At 66.2% G+C, this 22,326-nt stretch carries 24 protein-coding genes; 15 read left to right on the top strand and 9 right to left on the bottom strand.

Features of this window, described 5'->3' with window-relative positions; translation table 11 throughout:
- Nucleotides 1–89 precede the first annotated feature (89 nt).
- Both ACVOMH_RS09760 and ACVOMH_RS09755 read right to left on the bottom strand, forming a co-directional pair.
- Nucleotides 90–1,274, bottom strand: a complete 1,185-nt coding sequence (locus ACVOMH_RS09760; RefSeq protein ID WP_481551813.1) for a BaiN/RdsA family NAD(P)/FAD-dependent oxidoreductase — start codon at nucleotides 1,272–1,274, stop codon at nucleotides 90–92.
- Between the two features lie 13 nt (nucleotides 1,275–1,287).
- Nucleotides 1,288–1,836, bottom strand: a complete 549-nt coding sequence (locus ACVOMH_RS09755; protein ID WP_481551812.1) for a YaeQ family protein — start codon at nucleotides 1,834–1,836, stop codon at nucleotides 1,288–1,290.
- Between the two features lie 63 nt (nucleotides 1,837–1,899).
- Between ACVOMH_RS09755 and ACVOMH_RS09750 the strand changes: the two genes are divergently transcribed.
- From ACVOMH_RS09750 to ACVOMH_RS09720, 7 genes are all read left to right on the top strand, one after another.
- A complete protein-coding gene (locus tag ACVOMH_RS09750; RefSeq protein WP_481551811.1) occupies nucleotides 1,900–2,769 on the top strand; it encodes a pseudouridine synthase in 870 nt (289 codons plus the stop codon).
- A 421-nt stretch (nucleotides 2,770–3,190) separates the two neighbouring features.
- Entirely contained in the window at nucleotides 3,191–3,400 is a 210-nt protein-coding gene (locus tag ACVOMH_RS09745; RefSeq protein WP_054659637.1) for a cold-shock protein, read from the top strand.
- A gap of 140 nt (nucleotides 3,401–3,540) precedes the next feature.
- Nucleotides 3,541–4,233: a glutathione S-transferase gene (locus ACVOMH_RS09740; protein WP_054659639.1), complete on the top strand. Its 693-nt coding sequence runs from the start codon at nucleotides 3,541–3,543 to the stop codon at nucleotides 4,231–4,233.
- Nucleotides 4,234–4,270: 37 nt separating this feature from the next.
- Nucleotides 4,271–5,833: a protein adenylyltransferase SelO gene (locus tag ACVOMH_RS09735; RefSeq protein WP_481551810.1), complete on the top strand. Its 1,563-nt coding sequence runs from the start codon at nucleotides 4,271–4,273 to the stop codon at nucleotides 5,831–5,833.
- Between the two features lie 21 nt (nucleotides 5,834–5,854).
- Entirely contained in the window at nucleotides 5,855–6,385 is a 531-nt protein-coding gene (locus ACVOMH_RS09730; protein ID WP_481551809.1) for an adenine phosphoribosyltransferase, read from the top strand.
- A 29-nt stretch (nucleotides 6,386–6,414) separates the two neighbouring features.
- On the top strand, nucleotides 6,415–7,197 hold the full coding sequence (locus tag ACVOMH_RS09725) for a thioesterase family protein (RefSeq protein WP_481551808.1): 783 nt from the start codon (nucleotides 6,415–6,417) through the stop codon (nucleotides 7,195–7,197).
- 32 nt (nucleotides 7,198–7,229) lie between these two features.
- Nucleotides 7,230–7,529 (top strand): hypothetical protein, encoded by a 300-nt coding sequence (locus ACVOMH_RS09720; RefSeq protein ID WP_481551807.1) that lies wholly within the window; start codon nucleotides 7,230–7,232, stop codon nucleotides 7,527–7,529.
- 253 nt (nucleotides 7,530–7,782) lie between these two features.
- On the opposite strand, the gene dbpA is transcribed toward ACVOMH_RS09720, so the two are convergent.
- Nucleotides 7,783–9,159, bottom strand: coding sequence for an ATP-dependent RNA helicase DbpA (dbpA, locus tag ACVOMH_RS09715; RefSeq protein WP_057506003.1), 1,377 nt, complete (start codon nucleotides 9,157–9,159; stop codon nucleotides 7,783–7,785).
- Nucleotides 9,160–9,205: 46 nt separating this feature from the next.
- Complete coding sequence (locus ACVOMH_RS09710) at nucleotides 9,206–10,240, bottom strand: YeiH family protein (RefSeq protein WP_481524302.1); 1,035 nt, start codon at nucleotides 10,238–10,240, stop codon at nucleotides 9,206–9,208.
- A gap of 97 nt (nucleotides 10,241–10,337) precedes the next feature.
- Between ACVOMH_RS09710 and ACVOMH_RS09705 the strand changes: the two genes are divergently transcribed.
- The 3 genes from ACVOMH_RS09705 (at nucleotide 10,338) to ACVOMH_RS09695 (ending at nucleotide 13,768) form a co-directional block, all read left to right on the top strand.
- Complete coding sequence (locus ACVOMH_RS09705) at nucleotides 10,338–11,243, top strand: LysR family transcriptional regulator (RefSeq protein ID WP_481551806.1); 906 nt, start codon at nucleotides 10,338–10,340, stop codon at nucleotides 11,241–11,243.
- A gap of 37 nt (nucleotides 11,244–11,280) precedes the next feature.
- Nucleotides 11,281–13,176, top strand: coding sequence for an ATP-binding cassette domain-containing protein (locus ACVOMH_RS09700; protein ID WP_481551805.1), 1,896 nt, complete (start codon nucleotides 11,281–11,283; stop codon nucleotides 13,174–13,176).
- 64 nt (nucleotides 13,177–13,240) lie between these two features.
- Nucleotides 13,241–13,768 carry an SRPBCC family protein gene (locus ACVOMH_RS09695; RefSeq protein ID WP_481551804.1) on the top strand — a complete coding sequence of 176 codons (528 nt, stop codon included), beginning with the start codon at nucleotides 13,241–13,243 and terminating at the stop codon, nucleotides 13,766–13,768.
- A 6-nt stretch (nucleotides 13,769–13,774) separates the two neighbouring features.
- On the opposite strand, the gene ACVOMH_RS09690 is transcribed toward ACVOMH_RS09695, so the two are convergent.
- Complete coding sequence (locus ACVOMH_RS09690) at nucleotides 13,775–14,221, bottom strand: barstar family protein (protein ID WP_481551803.1); 447 nt, start codon at nucleotides 14,219–14,221, stop codon at nucleotides 13,775–13,777.
- Complete coding sequence (locus ACVOMH_RS09685; RefSeq protein WP_481551802.1) at nucleotides 14,218–14,682, bottom strand: guanyl-specific ribonuclease; 465 nt, start codon at nucleotides 14,680–14,682, stop codon at nucleotides 14,218–14,220. Before ACVOMH_RS09685 ends, ACVOMH_RS09690 begins: the two co-directional genes overlap by 4 nt.
- A gap of 269 nt (nucleotides 14,683–14,951) precedes the next feature.
- On the opposite strand from ACVOMH_RS09685, the gene ACVOMH_RS09680 reads away from it, so the two are divergent.
- Entirely contained in the window at nucleotides 14,952–15,563 is a 612-nt protein-coding gene (locus tag ACVOMH_RS09680) for a superoxide dismutase (RefSeq protein WP_054659749.1), read from the top strand.
- Between the two features lie 74 nt (nucleotides 15,564–15,637).
- Here the strand turns inward: ACVOMH_RS09680 and ACVOMH_RS09675 are convergent, their stop codons facing one another.
- Together ACVOMH_RS09675 and ACVOMH_RS09670 are read right to left on the bottom strand one after the other, a co-directional pair.
- Nucleotides 15,638–16,450 carry an endonuclease/exonuclease/phosphatase family protein gene (locus tag ACVOMH_RS09675; protein WP_481551801.1) on the bottom strand — a complete coding sequence of 271 codons (813 nt, stop codon included), beginning with the start codon at nucleotides 16,448–16,450 and terminating at the stop codon, nucleotides 15,638–15,640.
- Between the two features lie 64 nt (nucleotides 16,451–16,514).
- Nucleotides 16,515–18,284, bottom strand: coding sequence for a M14 family metallopeptidase (locus tag ACVOMH_RS09670; RefSeq protein WP_481551800.1), 1,770 nt, complete (start codon nucleotides 18,282–18,284; stop codon nucleotides 16,515–16,517).
- A gap of 159 nt (nucleotides 18,285–18,443) precedes the next feature.
- Between ACVOMH_RS09670 and ACVOMH_RS09665 the strand changes: the two genes are divergently transcribed.
- Together ACVOMH_RS09665 and ACVOMH_RS09660 are read left to right on the top strand one after the other, a co-directional pair.
- Complete coding sequence (locus ACVOMH_RS09665) at nucleotides 18,444–20,012, top strand: POT-type proton-dependent oligopeptide transporter (RefSeq protein WP_481551799.1); 1,569 nt, start codon at nucleotides 18,444–18,446, stop codon at nucleotides 20,010–20,012.
- 2 nt (nucleotides 20,013–20,014) lie between these two features.
- Entirely contained in the window at nucleotides 20,015–20,632 is a 618-nt protein-coding gene (locus ACVOMH_RS09660) for a rhomboid family intramembrane serine protease (protein ID WP_481551835.1), read from the top strand.
- Between the two features lie 143 nt (nucleotides 20,633–20,775).
- Here ACVOMH_RS09660 and ACVOMH_RS09655 read toward each other — a convergent pair whose 3' ends face one another.
- Complete coding sequence (locus ACVOMH_RS09655; protein ID WP_172675043.1) at nucleotides 20,776–20,934, bottom strand: hypothetical protein; 159 nt, start codon at nucleotides 20,932–20,934, stop codon at nucleotides 20,776–20,778.
- Between the two features lie 206 nt (nucleotides 20,935–21,140).
- Between ACVOMH_RS09655 and ACVOMH_RS09650 the strand changes: the two genes are divergently transcribed.
- Complete coding sequence (locus ACVOMH_RS09650; protein ID WP_481551798.1) at nucleotides 21,141–21,434, top strand: GNAT family N-acetyltransferase; 294 nt, start codon at nucleotides 21,141–21,143, stop codon at nucleotides 21,432–21,434.
- A gap of 56 nt (nucleotides 21,435–21,490) precedes the next feature.
- Nucleotides 21,491–22,324 carry a DUF3298 and DUF4163 domain-containing protein gene (locus ACVOMH_RS09645; protein WP_481551797.1) on the top strand — a complete coding sequence of 278 codons (834 nt, stop codon included), beginning with the start codon at nucleotides 21,491–21,493 and terminating at the stop codon, nucleotides 22,322–22,324.
- Nucleotides 22,325–22,326: the final 2 nt, after the last annotated feature.

Raw genomic sequence — 22,326 nt, 5'->3', positions numbered from 1 at the left:
TCCCCTCAGACCGGTTTTAATACACGATGGGTGGCATGGCGTCTATGCGCAGAACGCTTGCCTGTGACGCAATTCCGCCGGGCTTGCATTCACACCGCATTGCCGGCCGCCGCGCCCGACGCCCAGGCCCACTGGAAGTTGTAGCCGCCCAGCCAGCCGGTCACATCCAGCACCTCACCAATGAAGTGCAGGCCCGGAACCAGTTGCGACTCCATCGTGGACGAGGAAACCTTCCGGGTATCCACGCCACCGAGCGTGACTTCCGCGGTGCGGTAGCCTTCGGTGCCACTGGCCACCAGCGGGAAATCGGCGAGCAGGGCGGCGGTGGTCTTGATCTCGCGCTCGTCCAGCTGCCGTACCGGTTTGTCGGCAAGCCAGTGCTCGCACAGGCGCAGTGCCAGCCGGCGCGGGATCACCTCCGACAGCACGGTGCGCAGTTCAGCGGCGCCGCGCTCGCGCTTCATCTCGCGCAGCCACTGTTCGGCATCGCGGTCCGGCAGCAGATCCAGGCGCAGGTCATCGCCCGGTTGCCAGAACGAGGAGATCTGCAGGATCGCCGGACCACTCACGCCGCGATGGGTCAGCAGCATGAAGTTGCGGAAGCGCTGCCCGTTGCAGCGCGCCTCGATCGGCAGCCCCACGCCGCTGAGCTCGGCAAAGCGCTCCTGGTGCCTGCCGCTGAGCGTGAGCGGCACCAGGCCGGCGCGCGTGGGCAGCACTTCGTGGCCGAAACGCCGCGCGACTTCGTAGCCGAAGCCGCTGGCGCCCATGCTGGGAATCGACAGGCCACCGGTGGCGATCACCAGCGAGGCGCAGTGGAACAGTCCCTGGGCGGTCTGCACGCGAAAGCCGTCGCTGCCGCGTTCAATGTCCTGCACGCCGCAGTCGGTACGGATCTGCACGCCGGCCGCGTCGCATTCGTCCAGCAGCATCCTGACGATCTGCTTGGAGGAAATGTCGCAGAACAGCTGGCCCAGCTCCTTCTCGTGGTAGGCGATGCGGTGTCGCTCGACCATTTCGATGAAATCGGCCGGGGTGTAGCGGGCCAGTGCGGATTTGCAGAAATGCGGATTGGCCGACAGGAAGTTGCCTGCGGTGGTGCCGGTATTGGTGAAGTTGCAGCGTCCGCCCCCGGACATCAGGATCTTCTTGCCAACCTTGTTGGCATGGTCGATCACCTGCACAAGTCGGCCGCGTTGACCCGCGGTGAGGGCGCACATCAAGCCCGCAGCACCCGCGCCGATCACCAGGACGTCGCAGCGGATTGTGTTCATCGCCACGCCGATCTCACTCTGCCGGGCGCTTGCGCCAGACCGGGATCACATCCAGCTGTGTCTGGTCGTTGAGCAGCTGTACTTCACCATCCTGGATCAGCACGTTCCAGCGCATGGCCCGCTGGATCTGCTGTCCCCACTGCTCGACGAAAACGGCCGGCAAATCCAGTACGGAAAGGTTGTCGAAACGCACCAGGTGCTTGCCCTGCTTCTGCCACCAGATGTCGGAGGCATGGCCGCCGTAGTTGACCACCTGCACGCGACCGCTGCGGTTGCAGGCCTTGCGGATGCGCGATTCGTCCGGATGGCCCAGGTCGATCCACTGTTCGATGGCGCCGGTGTAATCGAGCTGCCACAGGTCCGGCTCGTCCTCGGTGCTCAGGCCCTTGCCGAATTCCAGCCGGTCCTGGGCGTTCAGGGCGAAGGCGAGCAGGCGCACCATCAGGCGCTCGTCGGTTTCGGACGGATGCTGGGCCAGGGTCAGGTTGTGGGTCGCGTAGTAGCCGCGATCCATGTCGCTGATCTGCAGCTCGGCCTTGCGGATGGTGGCGGTGAGGGCCATGGGAATACCGGGAAAGAAGACCGGCCATGATAATGCCTCGCCCCCTTCCCGACCTGTACGCCTGTGCCTGATCCCGATCTGCCCAGCCGCCTGCAACTGGCGCCCGGTTCCTGGACCTGCCTGCTGGACGGGCTGTGTGCGCGTTTCCCGCAGGTTTCCCGCGCGCAGTGGCTGGACCGCTTTGCACGGGGCAGGGTGCTGAGCGCCGGTGGCGTGCCGTTGATGCCGCAGCAGCCGTGGCGGGCGGGGCTGGAAATCCAGTATTTCCGCGAAGTGTCCGAAGAGCCCAGGATTCCGTTCGTCGAGCAGGTGCTGTATCAGGACGAGGATCTGCTGGTCGCTGACAAGCCGCATTTCCTGCCGGTCATGCCAGCCGGTCAGTATGTCCGTGAAACGTTGCTGACCCGGCTGGTCGCGGCAACCGGCAACCGTGATCTTGTGCCACTGCACCGGATCGATCGGGCAACGGCCGGGTTGGTGCTGTTTTCCTGCAACCGGCGCAGCCGCGCGGCCTATCAGCGGCTGTTCCGTGATCGCCGCATCGACAAAGGCTACGAGGCGCGGGCGCTGGCACTGCCTCAGGCGCGGTTTCCATTGGAGCGCGCCAGCCGTATCGAGCGTGGTGAGCCGTTCTTTCGCATGGCCGAGTGCGCGGGCGAGCCGAATTCGCTGAGCCGGATCTCGGTGATTGAGCGCACCGGAGCCGTCTGGCGCTATGCCCTTGAGCCGGTCACCGGTCGCAAGCACCAGCTGCGCGTGCATATGGCCGCGCTGGGGGCACCGATTCTGGGAGATGACATCTACCCGCAGCTGGTCGAGCGGGCCGTTGATGACTACCGCGCGCCGTTGCAGCTGCTGGCGCGGTGTCTGGCGTTTGTGGATCCACTCAGTGGCAGGCGTCGCGAATTTTGCAGTGAGCGCACGCTGGGCTGATCGGCGGTGGCCGGGCGTCCGGTCGCCTGGATCATTGGTGGGCTCCGAATGGCGGCGTTGGACGTATTGGGTGACTTCACCGGACGCTCCGAGCTCGTGATCTCACGCAGTCTGGCTATAATTTTTCGCGTTGCAGACGCAGGGAAGTGCGTTTTTTGCGGGTAAGTTTATGAATTCATTCGGTATATTTTGGGGCCTGAATCCATCGGATTACCTGAATACGGTTTTTGTCGCTTTTTGGCGAAAAGCCGCGTATCGTTTGCCCCACTGTGCTTGCAAGGGTCACCGTGAATCGTGGCCTGATGCAGTTGATCTACAACGATCCGCTCATCGATCCGCTTTACCAAACGCCTGCAACTCAGTCTCGGCCCCGATACCCGGTGGCTGCGATTATTTCAACTTATGTTTCAGGAGTTAGTATATGTCTGATCGTCAGACCGGCACCGTCAAGTGGTTCAACGACGCCAAGGGCTTCGGCTTCATCACCCCGGAAAGCGGCCCGGACCTGTTCGTGCATTTCCGCGCCATCCAGGGCAACGGCTTCAAGTCGCTGCAGGAAGGCCAGAAGGTGACTTTCGTCGCCGTGCAGGGCCAGAAGGGTATGCAGGCTGACCAGGTGCAGGCCGTCTAATTCAGACGCCAGCCACCGCAAGGTAGCCAAAAACGCCGGAAGCGCAAGCTTCCGGCGTTTTCTTTTGTCTGCGTGTTGGCCGTGACACCCACGCTGCGCCTGGCTCGTTAGCATGCGGCTTTGAATCTGTGGAATGGCTGATGATCACGGTCCATCATCTGGAGAATTCGCGTTCGCTGCGCGTGCTGTGGATGCTTGAAGAGCTGGGGCTGCCGTACGAGCTGCTGCGCTATGCGCGCGATCCGCAGACATGGCTTGCGCCGCAGGCGTTGTGGGATGTCCATCCGCTGGGCAAGTCGCCGGTGCTGCAGGACGATGCGCTGATCCTGGCCGAGTCCGGCGCGATTCTGGAATATCTGGCTGATCGTTACGACGCGGACCGGCAGCTGTCACCGGCCCCTTTCCCCGCGCAGGCGCCGGAGCGGCTGCGTTATCGCTACTGGTTGCATTACGCCGAGGGTTCGGCGATGCCGCCGTTGCTGATGAGCCTGGTGTTCGCCCGCCTGCGCAAAGCACCGATGCCGTTTTTCGCCCGACCGGTTGCGCGTGCCATCGCCGCCCGGGTGATGAAGACGTATGTTGGCCCGCAGCTCAAGTTGCATCTGGATTGGATGGAGCGGGAGCTGGGGCAATCCAGCTGGTTTGCCGGCGAGCGGTTCACCGCCGCCGATATCCAGATGAGCTTTCCGATCCAGGCTGCGGCCTCGCGTAGTGGAGGATTGCAGGCCTATCCGCGATTGCAGGATTTTCTGGCCCGCATCGCACAGCGTCCGGCCTACCGGCGGGCGGCGGAGCGTGGCGGCAGGCTGGATCTGGCCGCTGGCCGCCGCTGAGGTTGCAGCCAGCGGGTGGCGCCCCCATCTGCAGACGATGAGCACCCACTCCCTGCACTTTGACAACCGCTTCCTGCGCGAGCTTCCCGGCGACAGTGAGGCCGGATCGCGCCGCCGCGAAGTACAGGGAGCGGCCTGGTCGCGGGTCATGCCGACCCCGGTCGCCGCGCCGCAGTTGCTGGCGTGTTCGGCCGAGGTGGTGGGATTGCTTGGCTTTGATACGGCCGAGGTCGGCAGCCAGGCGTTCGCCGAGGTGTTTGCCGGCAACGCACTGTATGAGGGCATGCAGCCTTGGGCGGCGAACTATGGCGGGCACCAGTTCGGCAACTGGGCCGGCCAGCTGGGCGACGGGCGGGCGATTTCGCTGGGCGAGCTGGTGGCCGATGGACGGCGCTGGGAGCTGCAGCTCAAGGGCGCCGGACCGACGCCGTATTCGCGCGGCGCCGATGGTCGTGCGGTGCTGCGCTCCTCGGTCCGCGAGTTCCTGTGTTCGGAGGCCATGCATCATCTGGGGGTGCCGACCACCCGGGCGTTGAGCCTGGTGGCGACCGGTGAGCCGGTGGTGCGCGACATGTTCTACGACGGTCATCCGCGCCCTGAGCCGGGGGCGGTGGTCTGCCGGGTGGCGCCGTCGTTCGTCCGTTTCGGGACGTTCGAGCTGCCGGCCTCGCGTGGCGATACGGTGTTGCTGCGGCGATTGGCCGATTTCTGCATTGCCCGTGATTTTCCCGAGCTGGGCGGCACCGGTCAGCCGCGTTACGCGGATTGGTTCATGCAGGTGTGCACGCGCACCGCGGTGATGGTCGCGCACTGGCTGCGGGTCGGCTTCGTGCACGGGGTGATGAACACCGACAACATGTCCATCCTTGGTCTGACTCTGGACTACGGCCCTTACGGCTGGGTGGAGGACTACGACCCTGACTGGACGCCCAATACCACCGATGCGCAGGGCCGCCGCTACCGTTTCGGCACGCAGATGCAGGTGGCGTACTGGAATCTGGCGCGGCTGGCGCAGGCGCTGGCGCCACTGTTTGACGAGGTGGCGCCGTTGCAGGCGGGGCTGGATGCCTTCGGTGAACGTTATGCGGCCGAAGAACGGGCGCATCTGGTCGCCAAGCTGGGGCTGGGGGAGTTCCGCGATGGCGACGAGCGGCTGATGGCGCAGTTCCGCCAGTTGCTGCATGCCGGGCAGATGGACATGACGCTGGCGTTCCGGGCGCTGGCGGAGGTGGATCCGGCCGCTCCAGCGCTGGCGCCGCTGGAGGAGGCGTTCTATTCGTCCCAGGCGCGCGCGCAGGTGCTGCCCGCATTGGAGGACTGGCTGCACCGGCATGGCCAGCGGGTGCTGGCCGGCGGCCCGCCGATGGCCGAGCGTCGCCGCCTGATGCAGGCGGCCAATCCGCGCTATGTGCTGCGCAACTGGCTGGCGCAGGAGGCCATCGATCTTGCCGAACAGGGCGATCTGTCCGGTATCACGGAGCTGCTGGAAGTGATGCGGCATCCTTATGACGAGCAGCCCGGTCGCGAGGCCTATGCCCGCCGGCGCCCGGAATGGGCGCGCGAACGCGCCGGTTGCTCGATGCTCTCCTGCAGTTCCTGAACCCCTTTTCCCTGGATTGTTATGACCTCTGCCTATCCCGAATGGAGTCGCGCGATCCGCGACGTCGCCGATTTCCCCAAGCCGGGCATCCTGTTCAAGGACATCCTCCCGTTGCTGGGTGATGGTGCCTGCTTGCGTGCGGCCGTCCAGGCCATGGCCGAGCCGTGGCGTGACGCCGGTCTGCATGCGGTGCTGGGTGTGGAGGCGCGCGGTTTCATTCTCGGCACCGCGCTGGCCCTGGAGCTGGGGGTGGGCTTTGTGCCGGTGCGCAAGCCCGGCAAGTTGCCGGGTGCGACGTTGAAGCAGGAATACGCGCTGGAATACGGCACCGATCGCATCGAGGTCAGCGTCGGCGCCACGCCGCCGGGCGCGCGGGTGCTGCTGGTGGACGACGTGCTGGCTACCGGGGGCACCTTGCTTGCCGCCTTGCAGCTGGCGGCCCTGCTCGAGGCCCAGGTTGTCGGTGGCGCGGTGCTGGTGGAGCTGGACGGCCTGGGCGGCCGTCAGCGCTGGCCTGACGGTTTGCCGCTGACCGCTACGCTGGTCTACTGAACACCTTGTCCCTGTCTGCGGAGTTCCCAATGCCGACCTTGCGTGAGCTGCTGTCTTGCTTTGACGTAGAAGAAGGGCTGCTGCTCCCCGACAGTTGGCGCCAGGGACGTACCGCCTACGGCGGCATTGTCAGCGCATTGGGTGTGGCGGCGGCGATGCAACGCCACGCCGGCGCGTTGCCGCCGTTGCGCTCGATGCAGGTGACCTTCATCGGTCCGGCCGCTGGCCTGCTGCGCTTCATGCCGACGGTGCTGCGTGAGGGCAGGTCGGTGGTGAATGTCGGGGTGGATGTGTACGCGGACGAGGCCCTGGCGGCACGCTTGTCGCTGGTGTTCGGCCGCGCCCGCGAAAGCGCGATTGCGCATGATTTCGGTGGCGAGCTGCCGGCCCGGGGGCCGGGTGCGTACCGCGATTTCGATATGGCGGCGATGCCGTTCGCGCCAGCGTTTACCCGGAACTTCCAGATGCGTCCTGCCGGAGGCGCCATGCCGGTATCGGGCGCGGAAATTCCGGAGTTGCTGACCTGGGTCCGCCATCGCGATGCCACCGGGGTCGACCCTGCCTTGGCGCTGATTGCGATGGGCGATGCGATGCCGCCGGCCGCGTTCACCGGCTTCACCGTCGCCGCGCCGATCAGCTCGATCACCTGGAATGCCGAACTGCTGGATCCGGCGCCACAGGGCGAATGGTTCCTGCTGCGCTCCTTCAGCCAGCATGCGCGCGAGGGTTACTCGTCGCAGGACATGCAGGTCTGGGATGAGCAGGGGCGGGTGGTGATGCGCGGCCGGCAGAGTGTGGCGGTGTTTGCCTGATGCGCGCCACGCGGGTGTCGGGTGGACTGGCGTTGCTGCTGGCGCTGCTTGGCTGGAGTGCGTGGTTCGCCGTCTGCAACAGGTATGAATTTGCTCCGCCGTTGGACCCGCTGGCGTTTGCCTGTGGCTGGCTGCTCAGCGCGATACTGGCAGGGCGTGTGCTGCGCCGCGTCGCCTGGCCGTTGTTTGCGCAGGCCGGTTGCATCGGTATGTACCTGCTGCTGATCCACCGCGGCATGGGCGAGGGGACGGCGCGTGTGCTGTTTCTGGCGGCCAGCGTGGCGGTCGTTGCGGCGGCGTTTCGGACGACGTCCCGCGTGTCCGATGCCTGAAGCAGGTTCGGCACCTGTGCTGGACGTCGCCAGCGGTCAGTGCGCTCGATACAAATGCCGGCAACGTCGGGCCGATGCCTTGACGGCCAATACCCCTGCCGGGTGCGGCGGCGCCAAGGGTGGGCGAATCTTCTGCAAACCGTACACACCACATGCCACGGAAATTCCGTGGCATGTGTATCACCCGGCAATGCTGGAAGAGCGGGTGTCGGGCCGGGAAGAGACGTGAGCGCCCGGACGCCCCGGTGCCTGTTTACATCTTGCGTACGCGGAAACGCTTGCCTTTGATCTTGCCGGCTTCCAGCCGCGCTACCGCGTTGTTGGCCTGCTCGCGGGTGATGGCGACGTAGGACCGCGTGGCGAAAATGTCGATCTTGCCGATCGCCCTGGCTGACAGCCCGGCCTCCCCGGTCAGCGCCCCCAGGATGTCACCGGCGCGCAGCTTGTCGGTCTTGCCGCCGTCGATGCGCAGCGTGGTCATCGCCGCCTGCGGCAGCTGTGCTGGGCGGGCGGTGGCCAGGGGTGTCTTCTGCCAGTTCAGCGCATTGCCCTGCGCCGTTTCCAGCGCGTCGGCGCGGCTGCGCTCGCGGCCGGTGACCAGGCTCAGCGCAAGCCCGCTGCGACCGGCGCGACCGGTACGGCCGACGCGGTGCTGGTAGGTGTCGATATCGGTCGGCAGCTCGTAGTTGACCACGGCTGCCAGGTCTTCCACGTCCAGTCCGCGGGCGGCCACATCGCTGGCGACGAGTACGTTGCAGCTGCGGTTGGAGAACTGCAGCAGCACTTCGTCGCGGTCACGCTGTTCCATGTCGCCATGCAGCGCGAGCGCGGAGAAGCCGAACTGGCGCAGCGAGTTGGCCACCTCGTCCACGTCCTTGCGGGTGTTGCAGAACACCACCGCCGATTCGGGCGTGTACTTGAGCAGCAGGCCGGCCAGCGCCTTCTGCTTGCTGGACAGCTCGGTTTCGAAGAACAGCTGGTGGATGGACGGCGCCTCGGTCTGGCCGTCGATGGTGACCTCGACCGGCTCGTTGAGCAGCGCCCGGGCCAGCTCGCGGATCGATTCGGGGAACGTGGCCGAGAACAGCAGGCTCTGGCGTTCCTTGTGGGTGCGCCCGGCGATCTCGCGGATCGGCTCCTCGAAGCCCATGTCCAGCATGCGATCGGCCTCATCCAGCACGAAGCAGCGCACCTGGCCCAGGTTCAGCGCGCGCTTGCGGGCCAGCTCCTGGATGCGTCCGGGCGTACCGACCACCACATGCGGGTGATGGACTTCCAGCGAGGCCAGCTGCGGTGCCAGCGGCATGCCGCCGGTCAGCACCAGCAGCTTGAGGTTGGGAATGCCGGTGGCCAGCTTGCGCAGCTGCTTGCCGACCTGGTCGGCCAGTTCGCGGGTCGGGCACAGCACCAGCGCCTGCACCCGCAGGGTGGCCGGATCGAGCCGGTGCAGCAGGCCCAGACCAAAGGCGGCGGTCTTGCCGCTGCCGGTCGGGGCCTGGGCGATCACATCGCGGCCTTCCAGGATCGGCGGCAGGCTCTGCGCCTGTACCGGGGTCATCGTGGTGTAGCCCAGCGCGTCGATGCCGGGTGCGAGTGCCGGGGACAGCGGCAGGGAGGAGAAGTCGGTCATGCCGCATTTTCGCAGATGCCGCATGACCGTGCCTGCCGCCGTGCGTTCAGAGCAGGGCACCGATACCCAGGTTGATCGCCATGCCGCCGGCCAGCAGCCAGACAAACAGCAGCGCGGCCAGCAGCATCGGCTTGGCGCCGGCCTGGCGCAGGGCCGAAACGTGGGTGGTCAGGCCCAGCGCGGCCATCGCCATCGCCAGCAGCGCGGTGTCCAGTTCGACCAGCAGGCCGACCAGCGGTGCGGGCAGCAGCTGCAGCGAGTTGAAGGCGACCATGCCGACGAAGCCGAAGGCGAACCAGGGGATGGCGATCTTCGAACGCTGCCCCTTGGCGGCGCCCTTGCCACGGGCCAGCAGCGCCGACAGGCCGACCAGGAACGGCGCCAGCATCATCACCCGCACCATCTTGGCGATAACCGCGGCATCGCCAGCCTCGGGGCTGATCGCGCGGCCGGCCGCCACCACCTGCGCCACTTCATGCACGGTCGAGCCGGTGAAGATGCCGAAACCGGTTTCATCCAGCGGCATCCAGCCCGCGCCCAGGCCCCACTGGTAGATCGCCGGGTACAGGAACATCGCCACGGTGCCGAACACCACCACCGTGGCCACCGCCACGGCGACCTGCTCGGCGCGGCCTTTGACCACCGGCTCGGCCGCCATCACCGCCGCTGCACCGCAGATTGAGCTGCCGGCGCCGATCAGCAGCGCCTGGTTTCGGTCCATGCCCAGCACTCGGGTACCCAGCCACCAGGCCAGGGCGAAGGTCGAGCACAGCACCAGCGCATCGATCAGCACGCCGGCGGTACCGACCTGGCCGATGTCCTGCAAGGTCAGGCGCAGGCCGTAGAGGATGATGCCGGCGCGCAGCAGGGTGGACTTGGAAAAGCCCACGCCGGTGGCGGTGCGCGGCGCGATGCGCCCGTAGATCGAGTTGCCCAGCACGATGCCGATCACGATGGCCAGGGTCAGGGCGCTGATGCCGTGGCTCTGTATCCACGGCAATGTGCCCAGCCAGATCGACAACGCGGCCACGGCCGCTGTCAGTACCAGGCCGGGGATACGTGAAGAGGCGGGAGTGTTCATAACGGTCGGTTATCAGGAGATGGCTCATCTTGATCCGATGAAACCAATCCGTAAAACGGATTATATTTGTAATATCGACCTGTTTTTCGGGTAATTAATGCATCTCTCACTGCGCCAGCTGCAGATCTTCACCGCCATCGCCGAGAACGGCACCACCACGGCCGCCGGTGAGAGCATCGGTCTGTCGCAATCCGCCGTGAGCGCCGCCTTGAGTGAGCTGGAGAGCCTGCTGGGGCTGGCATTGTTCGACCGGATCGGCCGCCGGCTGGTGCTCAACGGCCATGGCCGGGCGCTGCTGCCGCAGGCGCATGCCGTGCTCGCCTCGGTGGCCGATATCGAACGGCGCTTCCGCGCCGGGCGTGAAGCCGGAGCGCCGGTACGCTGGCGGCTGGGGGCCAGCACCACGATCGGCAACTACCTCATGCCGGGGCTGATCGCCGATCTGCAGGATGCCAATGAGCAGGCCCATGTCGATCTGAGCATCGGCAACACCCGCGAGGTGGCCGCGGCCGTGCAGCAGCTGCAGGTGGACATCGGCCTGATCGAGGGGCCCTGCCATGAGCCGGGGCTGGAGCTGGTGCGCTGGCGTGAGGATGAGCTGGTGATTGTCTACGGCCCGCGGCACCCGCAGGCCGCGGAATGGGCGCAGGGGGCCGGGGAGGTCGCGCTGCGCCAGGCCACCTGGCTGATGCGCGAACCCGGCTCCGGCACCCGGGAGGCCGCCGAGCAGGCCTTGCTGCCCTATCTGCATGGGTTTGCCGACGTGCTGCAGCTGGGCGGGACCGAGGCCATCAAGCAGGGCGCGGTCGCAGGACTGGGGCTGGCCTGCCTGTCGCGGCACACTGTGGCCGACCTGGTCGCGCTGGGCAAGCTGCAGGTGCTGGCTACGCCATTGCCGCCGCTGACCCGCCAGCTGTGGGCGGTACGCCACCCCGGCAAGCGTGTGCCGGACAGCCTGCGCAGGTTGCTGGCCCTGCCGGATGACGTGTTCAGCGACAGCTGACCGCCTGCAACCCCGGCACTGGCCTTACAATACGCGCATGCCTTTGATTACTTTGCAGAACGTCGACTACAGCGTCGGCGGCCCGTTGTTGCTGGAAAAAGTCGAATTGTCGATCGAGCCGGGTGAGCGCATCGCCCTGATCGGCCGCAACGGCGCCGGCAAATCCACATTGATGAAATTGATTGCCGGCGAGATCAAGCCCGACGACGGCGAGGTGCGCGTGCAACAGGGCGTACGCATCACGCGACTGGAGCAGGAAGTGCCGCACGGCGCGGCCGGCAGCGTGTTCGACGTGGTCGCCGATGGCCTGGGTGAGCTGGGACACTGGCTGGCCGAGTTCCACCGCCTGAGCCATGCCGAGGTGTTCGACGGCGACGCCATGGGCGATGTGCAGGCCAAGATCGATGCCGCCGACGGCTGGGGGCTGGACCAGCGCGTGGCCGAAACCCTGACCAAGCTGGATCTGGATGGCGACGCCGAATTCGCGCGGCTGTCCGGAGGCATGAAGCGCCGGGTGCTGCTGGCGCGTGCGCTGGTGTCTTCCCCGGACCTGCTTTTGCTGGACGAGCCGACCAACCACCTGGACATTGAAGCCATCGACTGGCTGGAAATGTTCCTCAAGGGCTGGAGCGGCAGCGTGCTGTTCGTCACCCATGACCGTCGCTTCCTGCGCGCGTTGGCCACCCGCATCGTCGAGATCGACCGCGGCCAGGTCACCAGCTGGCCCGGCGACTGGGCCAACTACGAGCGTCGTCGCGAGGAGCGGCTCAACGCGCAGGCGGCCGAGAACGCCCGCTTCGACAAGCTGCTGGCACAGGAGGAAGTGTGGATCCGCCAGGGCATCAAGGCCCGTCGTACCCGTGATGAAGGCCGCGTGCGGCGGCTGAAGGCGATGCGCAACGAGCGCAGCGTGCGGCGCGAGCTGGGCGGCAACGTTCGCATGGAGGCCGCACAGGCCGAGAACTCCGGCAAGAAGGTGATGGAGGCCAAGGATGTGTCCTTCGCCTTCGGCAGCCGCACCATGGTGCGTGATTTCTCCACGGTGATCCTGCGTGGCGACCGGATCGGCCTGATCGGCCCCAACGGCAGCGGCAAGACCACGCTGCTGAAGCTGCTGCTGGGCGAACTGCAGCCGCAGCAGGGCGAGATCCGCCCGGGTACCAACCTGCAGATCGCCTATTTCGACCAGTACCGCGCCACCTTGCGCGAGGACTGGAGCGCGATCGAGAACGTGGCCGAAGGCACTGATTTCGTCGAGTTCAACGGCAAGCGCAAGCACGTTCATGCCTATCTGCAGGATTTCCTGTTCACCCCGGAACGCGCGCGTGCGCCGATCACCCGCCTGTCCGGGGGCGAGCGCAACCGGCTGCTGCTGGCCAAGCTGTTCGCGCAGCCGTCCAACCTGCTGGTGATGGACGAACCGACCAACGATCTGGACGTGGAAACCCTGGAGCTGCTGGAAGAGCTGCTGGGCGACTACACCGGCACGCTGCTGCTGGTCAGCCATGACCGTGATTTCATCGACAACGTGGTGACTTCCACGATGGTGATGGAAGGCGATGGCGTGATCGGCGAATACGTTGGCGGTTACAGCGACTGGGTGCGCCAGCGTCCGGCACCGCCGCCCAGTGCGATGGCGGTGGCCAAGGCCTCGGCGACCGCGGCACCGGCGGTGGTCGCCGCGCCCGTCGCCGCCGAAACGCCGGCCCCGGCCAAGCGCAAGCTCAGCTTCAAGGATGCGCGCGAGCTGGAGCAGCTGCCGGCCAGGATCGAGCAGCTGGAAATGGACGTGGAAGGCCTGACCGGTGCGATGAACGATCCGGCGTTCTATACCCGTTCCAGTGCCGAGGTGACCGCCCATACCCAGCAGCTGTCCAAGGTGCAGGCCGAGCTGGACGCGGCCTACGCGCGCTGGCAGGAACTGGACAGCTGAGCCGCTTGCCGGGGTTCGCCCCGGCCGCGCATGCTGGCGCCTTCCCTTACAGGCGGGCGCGGCCATGCGCTATGCGGCAACCGGTATTGCACTGATGGTGTCGGGCCTGATCGGCTCGGCGCAGGCGGCGGTCAAAGACAGCACGCTGACGGGTTTCACGGTCGAGAACCAGGTGCTGATCCAGGCATCGCCGGCGCAGGTATGGGAGGCGATGACCGCGCAGATCGACCACTGGTGGCCCAAGGACCACAGCTGGTGGGGTGCGGCCTCCACCCTGACGATCGACCCGCGCGCCGGCGGCTGCTTCTGCGAAATCGCCGGTGGCCGGCAGGCGCAGCATCTGCAGGTGGTGTTCGTCGACCCGGGCAAGACCCTGCGCATGAGTGGCGGTCTGGGGCCGATGCAGGCCATGGGCCTGCATGGTGTGGCCGAATGGACGCTGCAGGCCGAGGGCGCGGCGACCCGCGTAAGCTGGCGCTACCGTGCCGGCGGCTATACCCCGGATGACCTGGCGAAATTCGCGCCTGTCGTGGATACGGTGCAGGCGCAGCAGCTGGCCGGTCTGGCCAACTGGCTGCAGCAACCGCACTGAGCCGGCTCAGTTGGTGGTGGGTTCCGTGGATGCTGCGCCGCCATCGGCCAGTTCCAGAAACGCCCAGAACGGAATGTTGTCCTCGGCCCAGCTGGCCGAGGCTTCGGAGAGCACGTCCAGCAGCGTGTCGAAATCCCCGCTGCCGGCCTGACGCAGGTCCTCGGCATCGTTGAAGAGCAGCGCGTAGCCGTTGCCCGGCAGCCAGGACAGGTCGCGCAACGCATCTGACAGCGCATCCCAGTTGCGGCTCCAGCCGGTCGGGAAGTCCAGTTGCGTGCCGATGCGCATCAGCAGCGTGCGCTTGTCGGTACAGGCTTGCAGATCGATCCGGCATACGCGCAGCCCGGCATCACGCGCGGCGGCAGCCAATCCGCCCAGATCGCCGTCGCCCACGCCAAACACGCCGGCCTGGCTGGCATCGTCCAGCCCCATGTCGAAACCGCTGTCACTCATGGCGCACTCCGGGGGGCGGGGACTTCAAAACTGCGGAAACTGTCGTAGTGGTCATCGGTGTAATACCAGGCCTCGGGCGGGTCGCCGCCGGTGACGATCCGCCTGGCGCCGCGGTGCTGCAGGCCGGGCGTGTCCACGGTGTATTCGCGGTAATAGCCGCGCTGCCGCTGCGGCAGGCGCTGTTCGCGGTTGCCGAACACGCCGCCGTCCTGCCGGTGTGGATACGGACCGCCGCGCTGGATCAGCGCGATGGTGGCGTGCGCCTCGGATGGCAGGAAGGCGGGCAGGACGTCGCGCGCGCGAGGTGCTTGCGGTTCCCCACTGTCTCCGCCGGTAGCTGTGGCGGGATTGCTCAGTGAAGGGGCGAACTGCGGCGGCGCCGGACGCTGCACTTCGTGCATGCCCCACAGGCCGGCGACCAGCAGGGACAGGGCGATGAACAGAAGAACGGGCTTACGCATCGGCGGGGCGGATCAGGTTGCTGCGAAGGGCTTCGATTATCACGTGTGGCGCTGGCTTTTTTTGAACGGAAGCTGCGGCGGCATGCTTTCACCCGGGAATAACAACGGCAGCGTCGGTGCTCCCTATCGGTCGGAATGCTGCAACAGGACAAAGCTTCCTTTACACCGGTCTTGGTAAGTTGCCGCTACCTGCCTACCATTGACCTCGCATCTGCATCGCCCGGCATCGCCGGGCACAGACCCCAGGCACATACCCAAGGAGATTCCTGATGGCCTTTACCCTGCCCAAGCTGCCTTACGCCTACGACGCGCTGGAACCGTACATGGATGCGGCCACCGTGGAGATTCACCACTCCAAGCACCACCAGACCTACGTCAACAACCTCAACGCGCTGCTGGAAGGCACCGAGTACGCGGACCTGCCGATCGACGAGCTGCTGCGCAAGGTCAAGACCCTGCCGGAAAACCTGCAGCAGGGCGTGCGCAACCAGGGCGGCGGCCACGGCAACCACGCGCTGTTCTGGGACGTGATCGCCCCGAACGCCGGCGGCACCCCGGGGGGCGAGCTGGCCAAGGCGATCGACGAGCAGCTGGGCGGCTTTGCCAAGTTCAAGGAAGATTTCACCAAGGCCGCGCTGACCCAGTTCGGCTCGGGCTGGGCGTGGCTGAGTGTCACCGCGGACAAGAAGCTGGTCATCGAGAAGACCGGCAACCAGGAAAGCCCGCTGATGGAAGGCCGTACCCCGGTGCTGACCATCGACGTGTGGGAACACGCCTACTACCTGAAGTTCCAGAACCGCCGCGCCGAGTTCATTGAAACCTTCTACAGCCTGATCAACTGGCAGGAAGTGGAGCGTCGTTACGCCGCTGCGATGGCCTGAGGGCGATCGGCGCCGTCGTGATCGACGGCGCGCGGAGCAGAACGGCCGGGCAGTGATGCCCGGCCGTTTCCGTTTCAGGGAGGGTCCTGTGTAGCGGCGTCGTCAGGCTCGATCAGCCGGACGGTGACCATCAGCCCCAGCGGCCGCGGGTTGGCGGGGCCATCCTCCCCGGAAGTCAGCCGCACCATCTGCTGGGCCACATCCGCGAACCGTCGCACCTGGTAGAGCACATCCATGCCGTGGCCGGATGGCGCACCGGGGATCGCCTCGCTGCGGCGTGCGGCCGGATTCTTGCGTGCGGGCTGGAACCCGGGCAATTGCTCGACCAGCTCACCGGTGGAGGCCGAGAAGTCGCCGACCACCAGCGATGGATACCCGTCACCGGTAGCCGCGATCCAGGTGCGCAGGTCCGCAGCCTGGTGCTCGCGCGCGCTGGCGTCATCGTTTTCGGGCCGGATCCGTACCAGATAGACGTTCACCGTGTTCGATCCGCGCTGCAGGCGTTGCATGCCGGCGGCGCTGAACTGGTTGGCCCCATGCAGCAGGGTGATGCCATCTTCGACCACGCTGTCGCGACTGAGCAGCACATTGCCCTGGCGCAGCGGCTGGCTTGGCGGATCGGCGGTGATGAAGTCGCAGTTGTATTGCAGGCGGCTGGCCAGCCAGCAGGCGGGATTGGGGGCGTCAGGCGACTGCCGCACCTGCTGCACGGCGATCACATCCGGGTGCAGTTCCTGAAGCAGCGCGACAATCCGCTCGCGCTGTTCCGTCCACTGCACCGCCTCGGAAGGCAGGCGCAGAGTGGCCACTTTCAGCGCTGGCGCGGTCGGTTCGGCCGCGCCAGCGAAAGACAGGACAAGCAATCCGAGATAGCCCCAGCGCACCATTGCACAGATTCATTCGAGCGTATTTCATCCTAACGTGCACCGGCGTGGACGGGCTGTGCAGGCCTCAGAACGCGCTGACGTCGCTGCGCATCACCGGATAGAGCTGGTAACGCTCATCCCAGGCGCTGTGGCGGCGGTAGAAGAAGTCCAGTCGCGCGGCGGGATCGGCGGCGAACGCCGGCTCGTCGCGCAGACGGCGCTCGAACTCGCTGCGCAGTTCCGGATCGGCGTCGAGCATCTGCCGGGCGACCTGTTCGGCGACATAGTCCTCCATGTATTCCTTGCGCTCGAACTGGTTGTTGAACCAGCCCCATTGCAGCAGCGAGTCCGGCGCCTGCGGTTCGAGCAGCGTCATCGCCAGGCGCGCCCTGGGCTGGGCGATCGGCACGAACAGCGAGCCGGCCGGCACGGTGCGCTTTTCCTCCTGCCACTGTCCGCTGACCTGCAGCCGCTGGTGACCTTCCACCGGTTGTGCGGCCGGGGTCGATTTTCCGGCGCGGAAGGTCTGCAGCGGATGTTCCTTGCTGGAGGTGACCGTGCGGAAATCGATGCCGTGCTGGCGCAGCTTGGCGCCTACGGCCTCGGCATGGGCGGCCGGCACGATATAGCCGCCGCGTGGTGCGACCACCTGGACCGACGGGGTGATCGTGTCGCGCATCGGTACGCGCCAGACCTGCGGGGTGGTCTCGTCATAGCGCGTCATCAGCGCGCCGGACACCTCCGAGGGCGTGCGGGTATAGGCATAGCCGAGGAAATCGACGGGATGGGCCTCGGGGGCGGTGGCCCAGGCCAATGGCACCGCCGTACCGGCCAGCGCGCTGCTGCGGCGGTCGGCGGCCAGGGCCTCGGCACGCCAGCCGGCGCCATGACGGGCGCTCTGCTCGAGCACCGAGACGATGGTGTTGCGGGTCAGCCCGACGCGGACCGGGTAGGTCTTCCACGAATGGGTCTCCACCAGCACGCCGATGCGGTTGCGCAGCTGGAAATAGCCATGGGAAAAGCGCGGCGTCGGCACGCCGTCCTCGAAGCCCGAGGCCGGATCGTCGTTGACCACGAACGAGGGGTAGTACGGCAGCGGCAGCGCGCCCTGCGCGGCCAGATCGGCGATCACCCCGTCGCGCAACGCACGGCCGGTGGACCGCAACGGCGGATCGCCGGCGTGGACCGGCTCGACCTGGATGGAGATGTCGTGCTGGAACTGGGCGCCATTGGTGGCATGCAGGTCCACGTAGATGAGCGGGTCCCAGCGGTTGACCAGGGCCAGCATCGCCCGCATTTCCGGGGCGTCGGCTTTGACATAGTCGCGGTTGAGATTCAGATTCTGCGCGGTGGTGCGCCAGCCCATTTCCTCCGGGCCGCGCTGGTTGGGCCGGTTCCAGGCACCGAAGCGCTCATGGCCATCGACATTGAATACCGGCACGAACAGCAGCACCGACCTGTCCAGCGCGTGGTGGCCGGCCTCACCGTCGAGCAACTGGCGCAGGGCGAGGAAGCCGGCGTCCTTGCCATCGATTTCGCCGGCATGGATGCCGCCCTGGATCAGCACCACCGGCAGCTCGCGCGCGCTGGCGGTTTGCGGATCCAGCGCGCCGGCGGTCGAGGCGATCAGCACCTTCATCGGCCGTCCTTCGGGCGAGGTGCCGAAGTCCTCGCAGCGTACCTGCTGCGGATAGCGTTCTGCGAAGGCGGCGCACAGCGCCAGGACTTCGTCATAGCGGCCGGTGCGCTGGAAGCCGGACTGCTCGGCCAGCGTGCTCAACGGTGTCGCAGGGGCCGCCATTGCCGGCGAGGACAACAACAGGCAGGACAGCAGCAGGCGGGAGACAGTGGGCATGATGGAGCTTCAGGGCCGATGGAAGGGGCATGAAAGCATGCCGGGCGCGTAGGGGGTACCTGCCATCCGGCAGATGCCTTTGCGCCACCTCCGCTATGGACGCGCGGGTAACCGGTTGGGTTACGCTTGCAACCTTATGTATCGCAGGATCGCCCCTAGATGACGACCAGTACCGAGGCAGCAATGCCTGATTCCACGGCACGGATGCCCCGCCAGATCGGCTACATCATTGGCAACGAGGCGTGCGAGCGCTTCAGCTTTTACGGGATGCGCAACATCCTGGTGCAGTTCCTGATCACCTCGCTGCTGTTGCAGGAGGTCACCTCCGAGGCGCGCGCAGGCGAGGCCAAGGACATCATGCACAGCTTCATGATCGGCGTGTATTTCTTCCCGCTGCTCGGTGGCTGGTTGGCCGACAAGTTCTTCGGCAAGTACCACACCATCCTGTGGTTCAGCCTGATCTACTGTGCCGGCCACGCCTGTCTGGCGCTGTTCGAGGACAGCCGGCAGGGCTTCTTCGTGGGGCTGGGCCTCATCGCGCTCGGCGCCGGTGGCATCAAGCCGCTGGTGGCCTCGTTCATGGGCGACCAGTTCAACCAGAGCAACAAGCATCTTGCCAAGATCGTCTTTGATGCCTTCTACTGGATCATCAATTTCGGCTCGCTGTTCGCCTCGCTGCTGATTCCGCTGGCGCTGAAGAACCTCGGCCCGCAGTGGGCGTTCGGTATCCCGGGCATCCTGATGTTCGTGGCGACCTTCGTGTTCTGGCTGGGCCGCAAGAAATACGTGCTGGTGCCGCTGCCGCCGAAGGATCCGCATTCCTTCGGCAATGTGGTGCGCACTGCGCTGCTGGCGAAGGTGCCGGGCCATGGGCGCCCGGGGCTGGTCGTGGCGGTGCTGGGCGTGGTGCTGGCGGCGTCGTCGTTCGCGCTGGTGCCGAGTCTGGGCATCGTGATCTGCCTGTGTCTGGCGCTGGTGGCGGTGCTGGCCGGTATCGGCGGCGGCACCATGCTGCAGCTGGAGCGCGCCCGCGGCGTGCATCCGGAAATGGCGGTGGAGGGCGTGCGTTCGGTGCTCAAGGTGCTGGTGATCTTCGCCCTGACCACGCCGTTCTTCTCGCTGTTCGACCAGAAGGCCTCGACCTGGGTGCTGCAGGGCCAGCAGATGAGCATGCCCAGCTGGTTCACCGCCTCGCAGATGCAGGCGCTGAACCCGCTGCTGGTGATGATCCTGATCCCGTTCAACAACCTGGTGCTGTATCCGGCGCTGCGCCGCTTCGGCATCGAGCCGACCGCGCTGCGGCGGATGACCGCCGGTATCGCTTTCAGCGGCCTGGCGTGGATCGTGATCGGCGGTATCCAGGTGATGATGGACGGCGGCAGCGCGATGTCGATCTTCTGGCAGATCCTGCCCTATGCGCTGCTGACCTTCGGTGAGGTACTGGTTTCGGCCACCGGCCTGGAATTCGCCTACAGCCAGGCGCCGGCCTCGATGAAGGGGGTGGTGATGAGCTTCTGGAACCTGACCACCACCATCGGCAACCTGTGGGTGTTGCTGTCCAACGCGGCGGTGCGCAATGCGGCGGTGACCGACCGCATCGCCACCACCGGGTTGAGCGAGACGGCGTTCCTGATGTTCTTCTTCGCTGGTTTCGCCTTCATCGCGGCGCTGGCCTTCGGCCTGTACGCGCGGCGTTACAGGATGGTCGACAACTACCGGGCGGCATGAGCATGCAAGGACCGATAACCCTGCTTCTGATCGCCATCACCGGCCTGGTGTCGTGGATCGCGTTTTCCAACCGCAAGCTGGCCGACCGGCTGATCCTGTGGCCGCCGGCCATCGACAGGCACAAACAGTACGACCGGCTGGTGACCTACGGCTTCATCCATGCCGATTTCGCCCATCTGATCTTCAACATGGTCACGCTGTTCTTCTTCGGCCGGATGATCGAAGGGCTGATGCTGCGGATCACCGGGCAATGGTGGGTGTATCTGGTGTTCTATCTGCTGGCGCTGGTGGTTTCGATCCTGCCCAGCTACCTGAAGAACCAGAAGAATCCGAACTACCTGAGCCTGGGGGCGTCCGGCGCGGTGTCGGCGGTGCTGTTCGCCTTCATCCTGGTCTCGCCGTGGTCGCTGATCTTCGTGTTCTTCATCCCCGCGCCGGCGATCCTCTATGCCGTGTTCTACGTCGGCTACAGCCTCTGGATGGACAGGAAGGGCGGTGACCGCATCAACCACAGCGCGCATCTGTCCGGCGCCGCGTTCGGGGTGCTGTTCATGCTGTGCATGGAGCCGCGGCTGCTGCAGGTGTTCCTGCAGGAGCTGATGAACCCGCGCTTCGGCTGAGTAGCTGAAAACGTCGCCGCGCCGGATGGCCGGGGGCGCAGGGAAACGGAAAGGCCGCCCTGGGGCGGCCTTTTCTGTTTGCCTTCTCGCCGGTGGAGTCGTCCTGGTCTGGGCGATTCCGGCGGCAGGAGCGCCTTGGGCGATCAGGCGTTATAGGTGGTGAGCAGGCGCGAATACACTTCGGTATCGATCCTGTCGAACTGCCATCCTTCGGTTTCGCCGGCGACGGCCAGTTGGAACAGGCCTTCCAGCAGGGTGGCGTCGTGGTCGTTGGCCGGGATGGAGCGGTCGAGGTCGTACATGGCGGGCATCTCCGGTTGGGTATGTCGTTGCCTGGACAGCTGCAAACGCCATGCCAACTGTTGGAGGGCCGAAATGGCCCCCGGTGCCTCGCGTTTTGCGAAGATTGGGGCAGAAAGTGACGCGGTGCGCCCGCACCGCCCCGGCCTTTCACGTCACACCGGTGTTTTTACCGGGCAGAATGGGCCAGCCCTCAAGAGCCTCGCCCATGTCCGATCTCTCCCCGTGCCCGCAGGACGTTGTCCTGGATGCCGCCAACCACCGCTTCGAACTGCTCGTGGACGGCCACGTGGCGGTGCTGGAGTACCGGCTGGAGGAGGGCGGCATGGTCATCACCCATACCGGTGTGCCGGAGGCGATCGGTGGCCGCGGCATCGCCGGGGCGCTGACCCGGGCGGCGTTGGATTACGCCCGTGCGCAGGGGTGGAAGGTGATCCCCGCCTGCACCTATGCAGCGGCTTTCATGCGGCGTCATGGAGAATATGCCGACCTGCGCGGATAATCCGCACAGCACGGAGCCCGGCCCCACGTCGCGGCATTTTTGAGGACAGAGAAACGATGAACAGGTTTGGACAGGGAACGTATGCCGCAGCGTTGATGCTGCTGTTACTTGCCGGATGCAAGAACGATGAGCCGGCCACCGCCACGCCCGACACGGCCGGCGCCGAGGTTGCCGATGCAGCTTCCCCGCAGGCGCCTGCCCCGGTGGAGATGCGCGATGTCATCGAGAACACCCCCAGCCATGTCATCGGAATCAGCTACCCGCCGGCCGCGGCCAAGTACCCGGGGCTGGCGGCAGCGCTGGTGGAGTATGCCGAGCATGCCCGTGCCGAGCTGCTGAAGGCGGTGGGCGCGCTGGGCAACGACAAGCCGACGGCGCCGTACGAACTGTCGCTGGCCTTCGACATGCTGGTCGATACACCGGCGGTGGTGGCCGTGTCGGCCGAGGGCAGCAGCTATACCGGTGGCGCCCATGGCCAGCCGCTGGTCGCGCGCTTCGTGTGGCTGCCGGAAAAGCAGCAGGCCCTTGCCGCCGAGCAGCTGATCACCGGCGCCAAAGGGTGGCAGGCGATCAGCGAGTACAGTCGGGAAAAGCTGCTGGAGCAGGCCATGGCCCGCGTGCCGGGCGAGGATCTGGACCCGGACGAGCAACAGCGGCAGATCCGTGTCCTTTCCAAGATGATCGATGACGGCACCGGCGCTGAGGCGGTCAATTTCAGCCAGTTCCAGCCGGTGCTCGATGGCGCCGGCAAGATCGGCGCCCTGCGTTTCGTGTTTCCCCCGTATCAGGTAGGACCGTATTCGGACGGTACCCAGAGCGTGGATGTGCCGGCGGCGGTGTTGCTGCCACACGTGGCGGCCGAGTACCGGGGGCTTTTCGCACAGCCGTAAAA

It is taken from the genome of Stenotrophomonas sp. STEN013 (assembly GCF_056760355.1).
The sequence above is the reverse complement of the archived record's forward strand: the minus strand, read 5'-3'. Positions and strand labels throughout refer to the sequence as shown.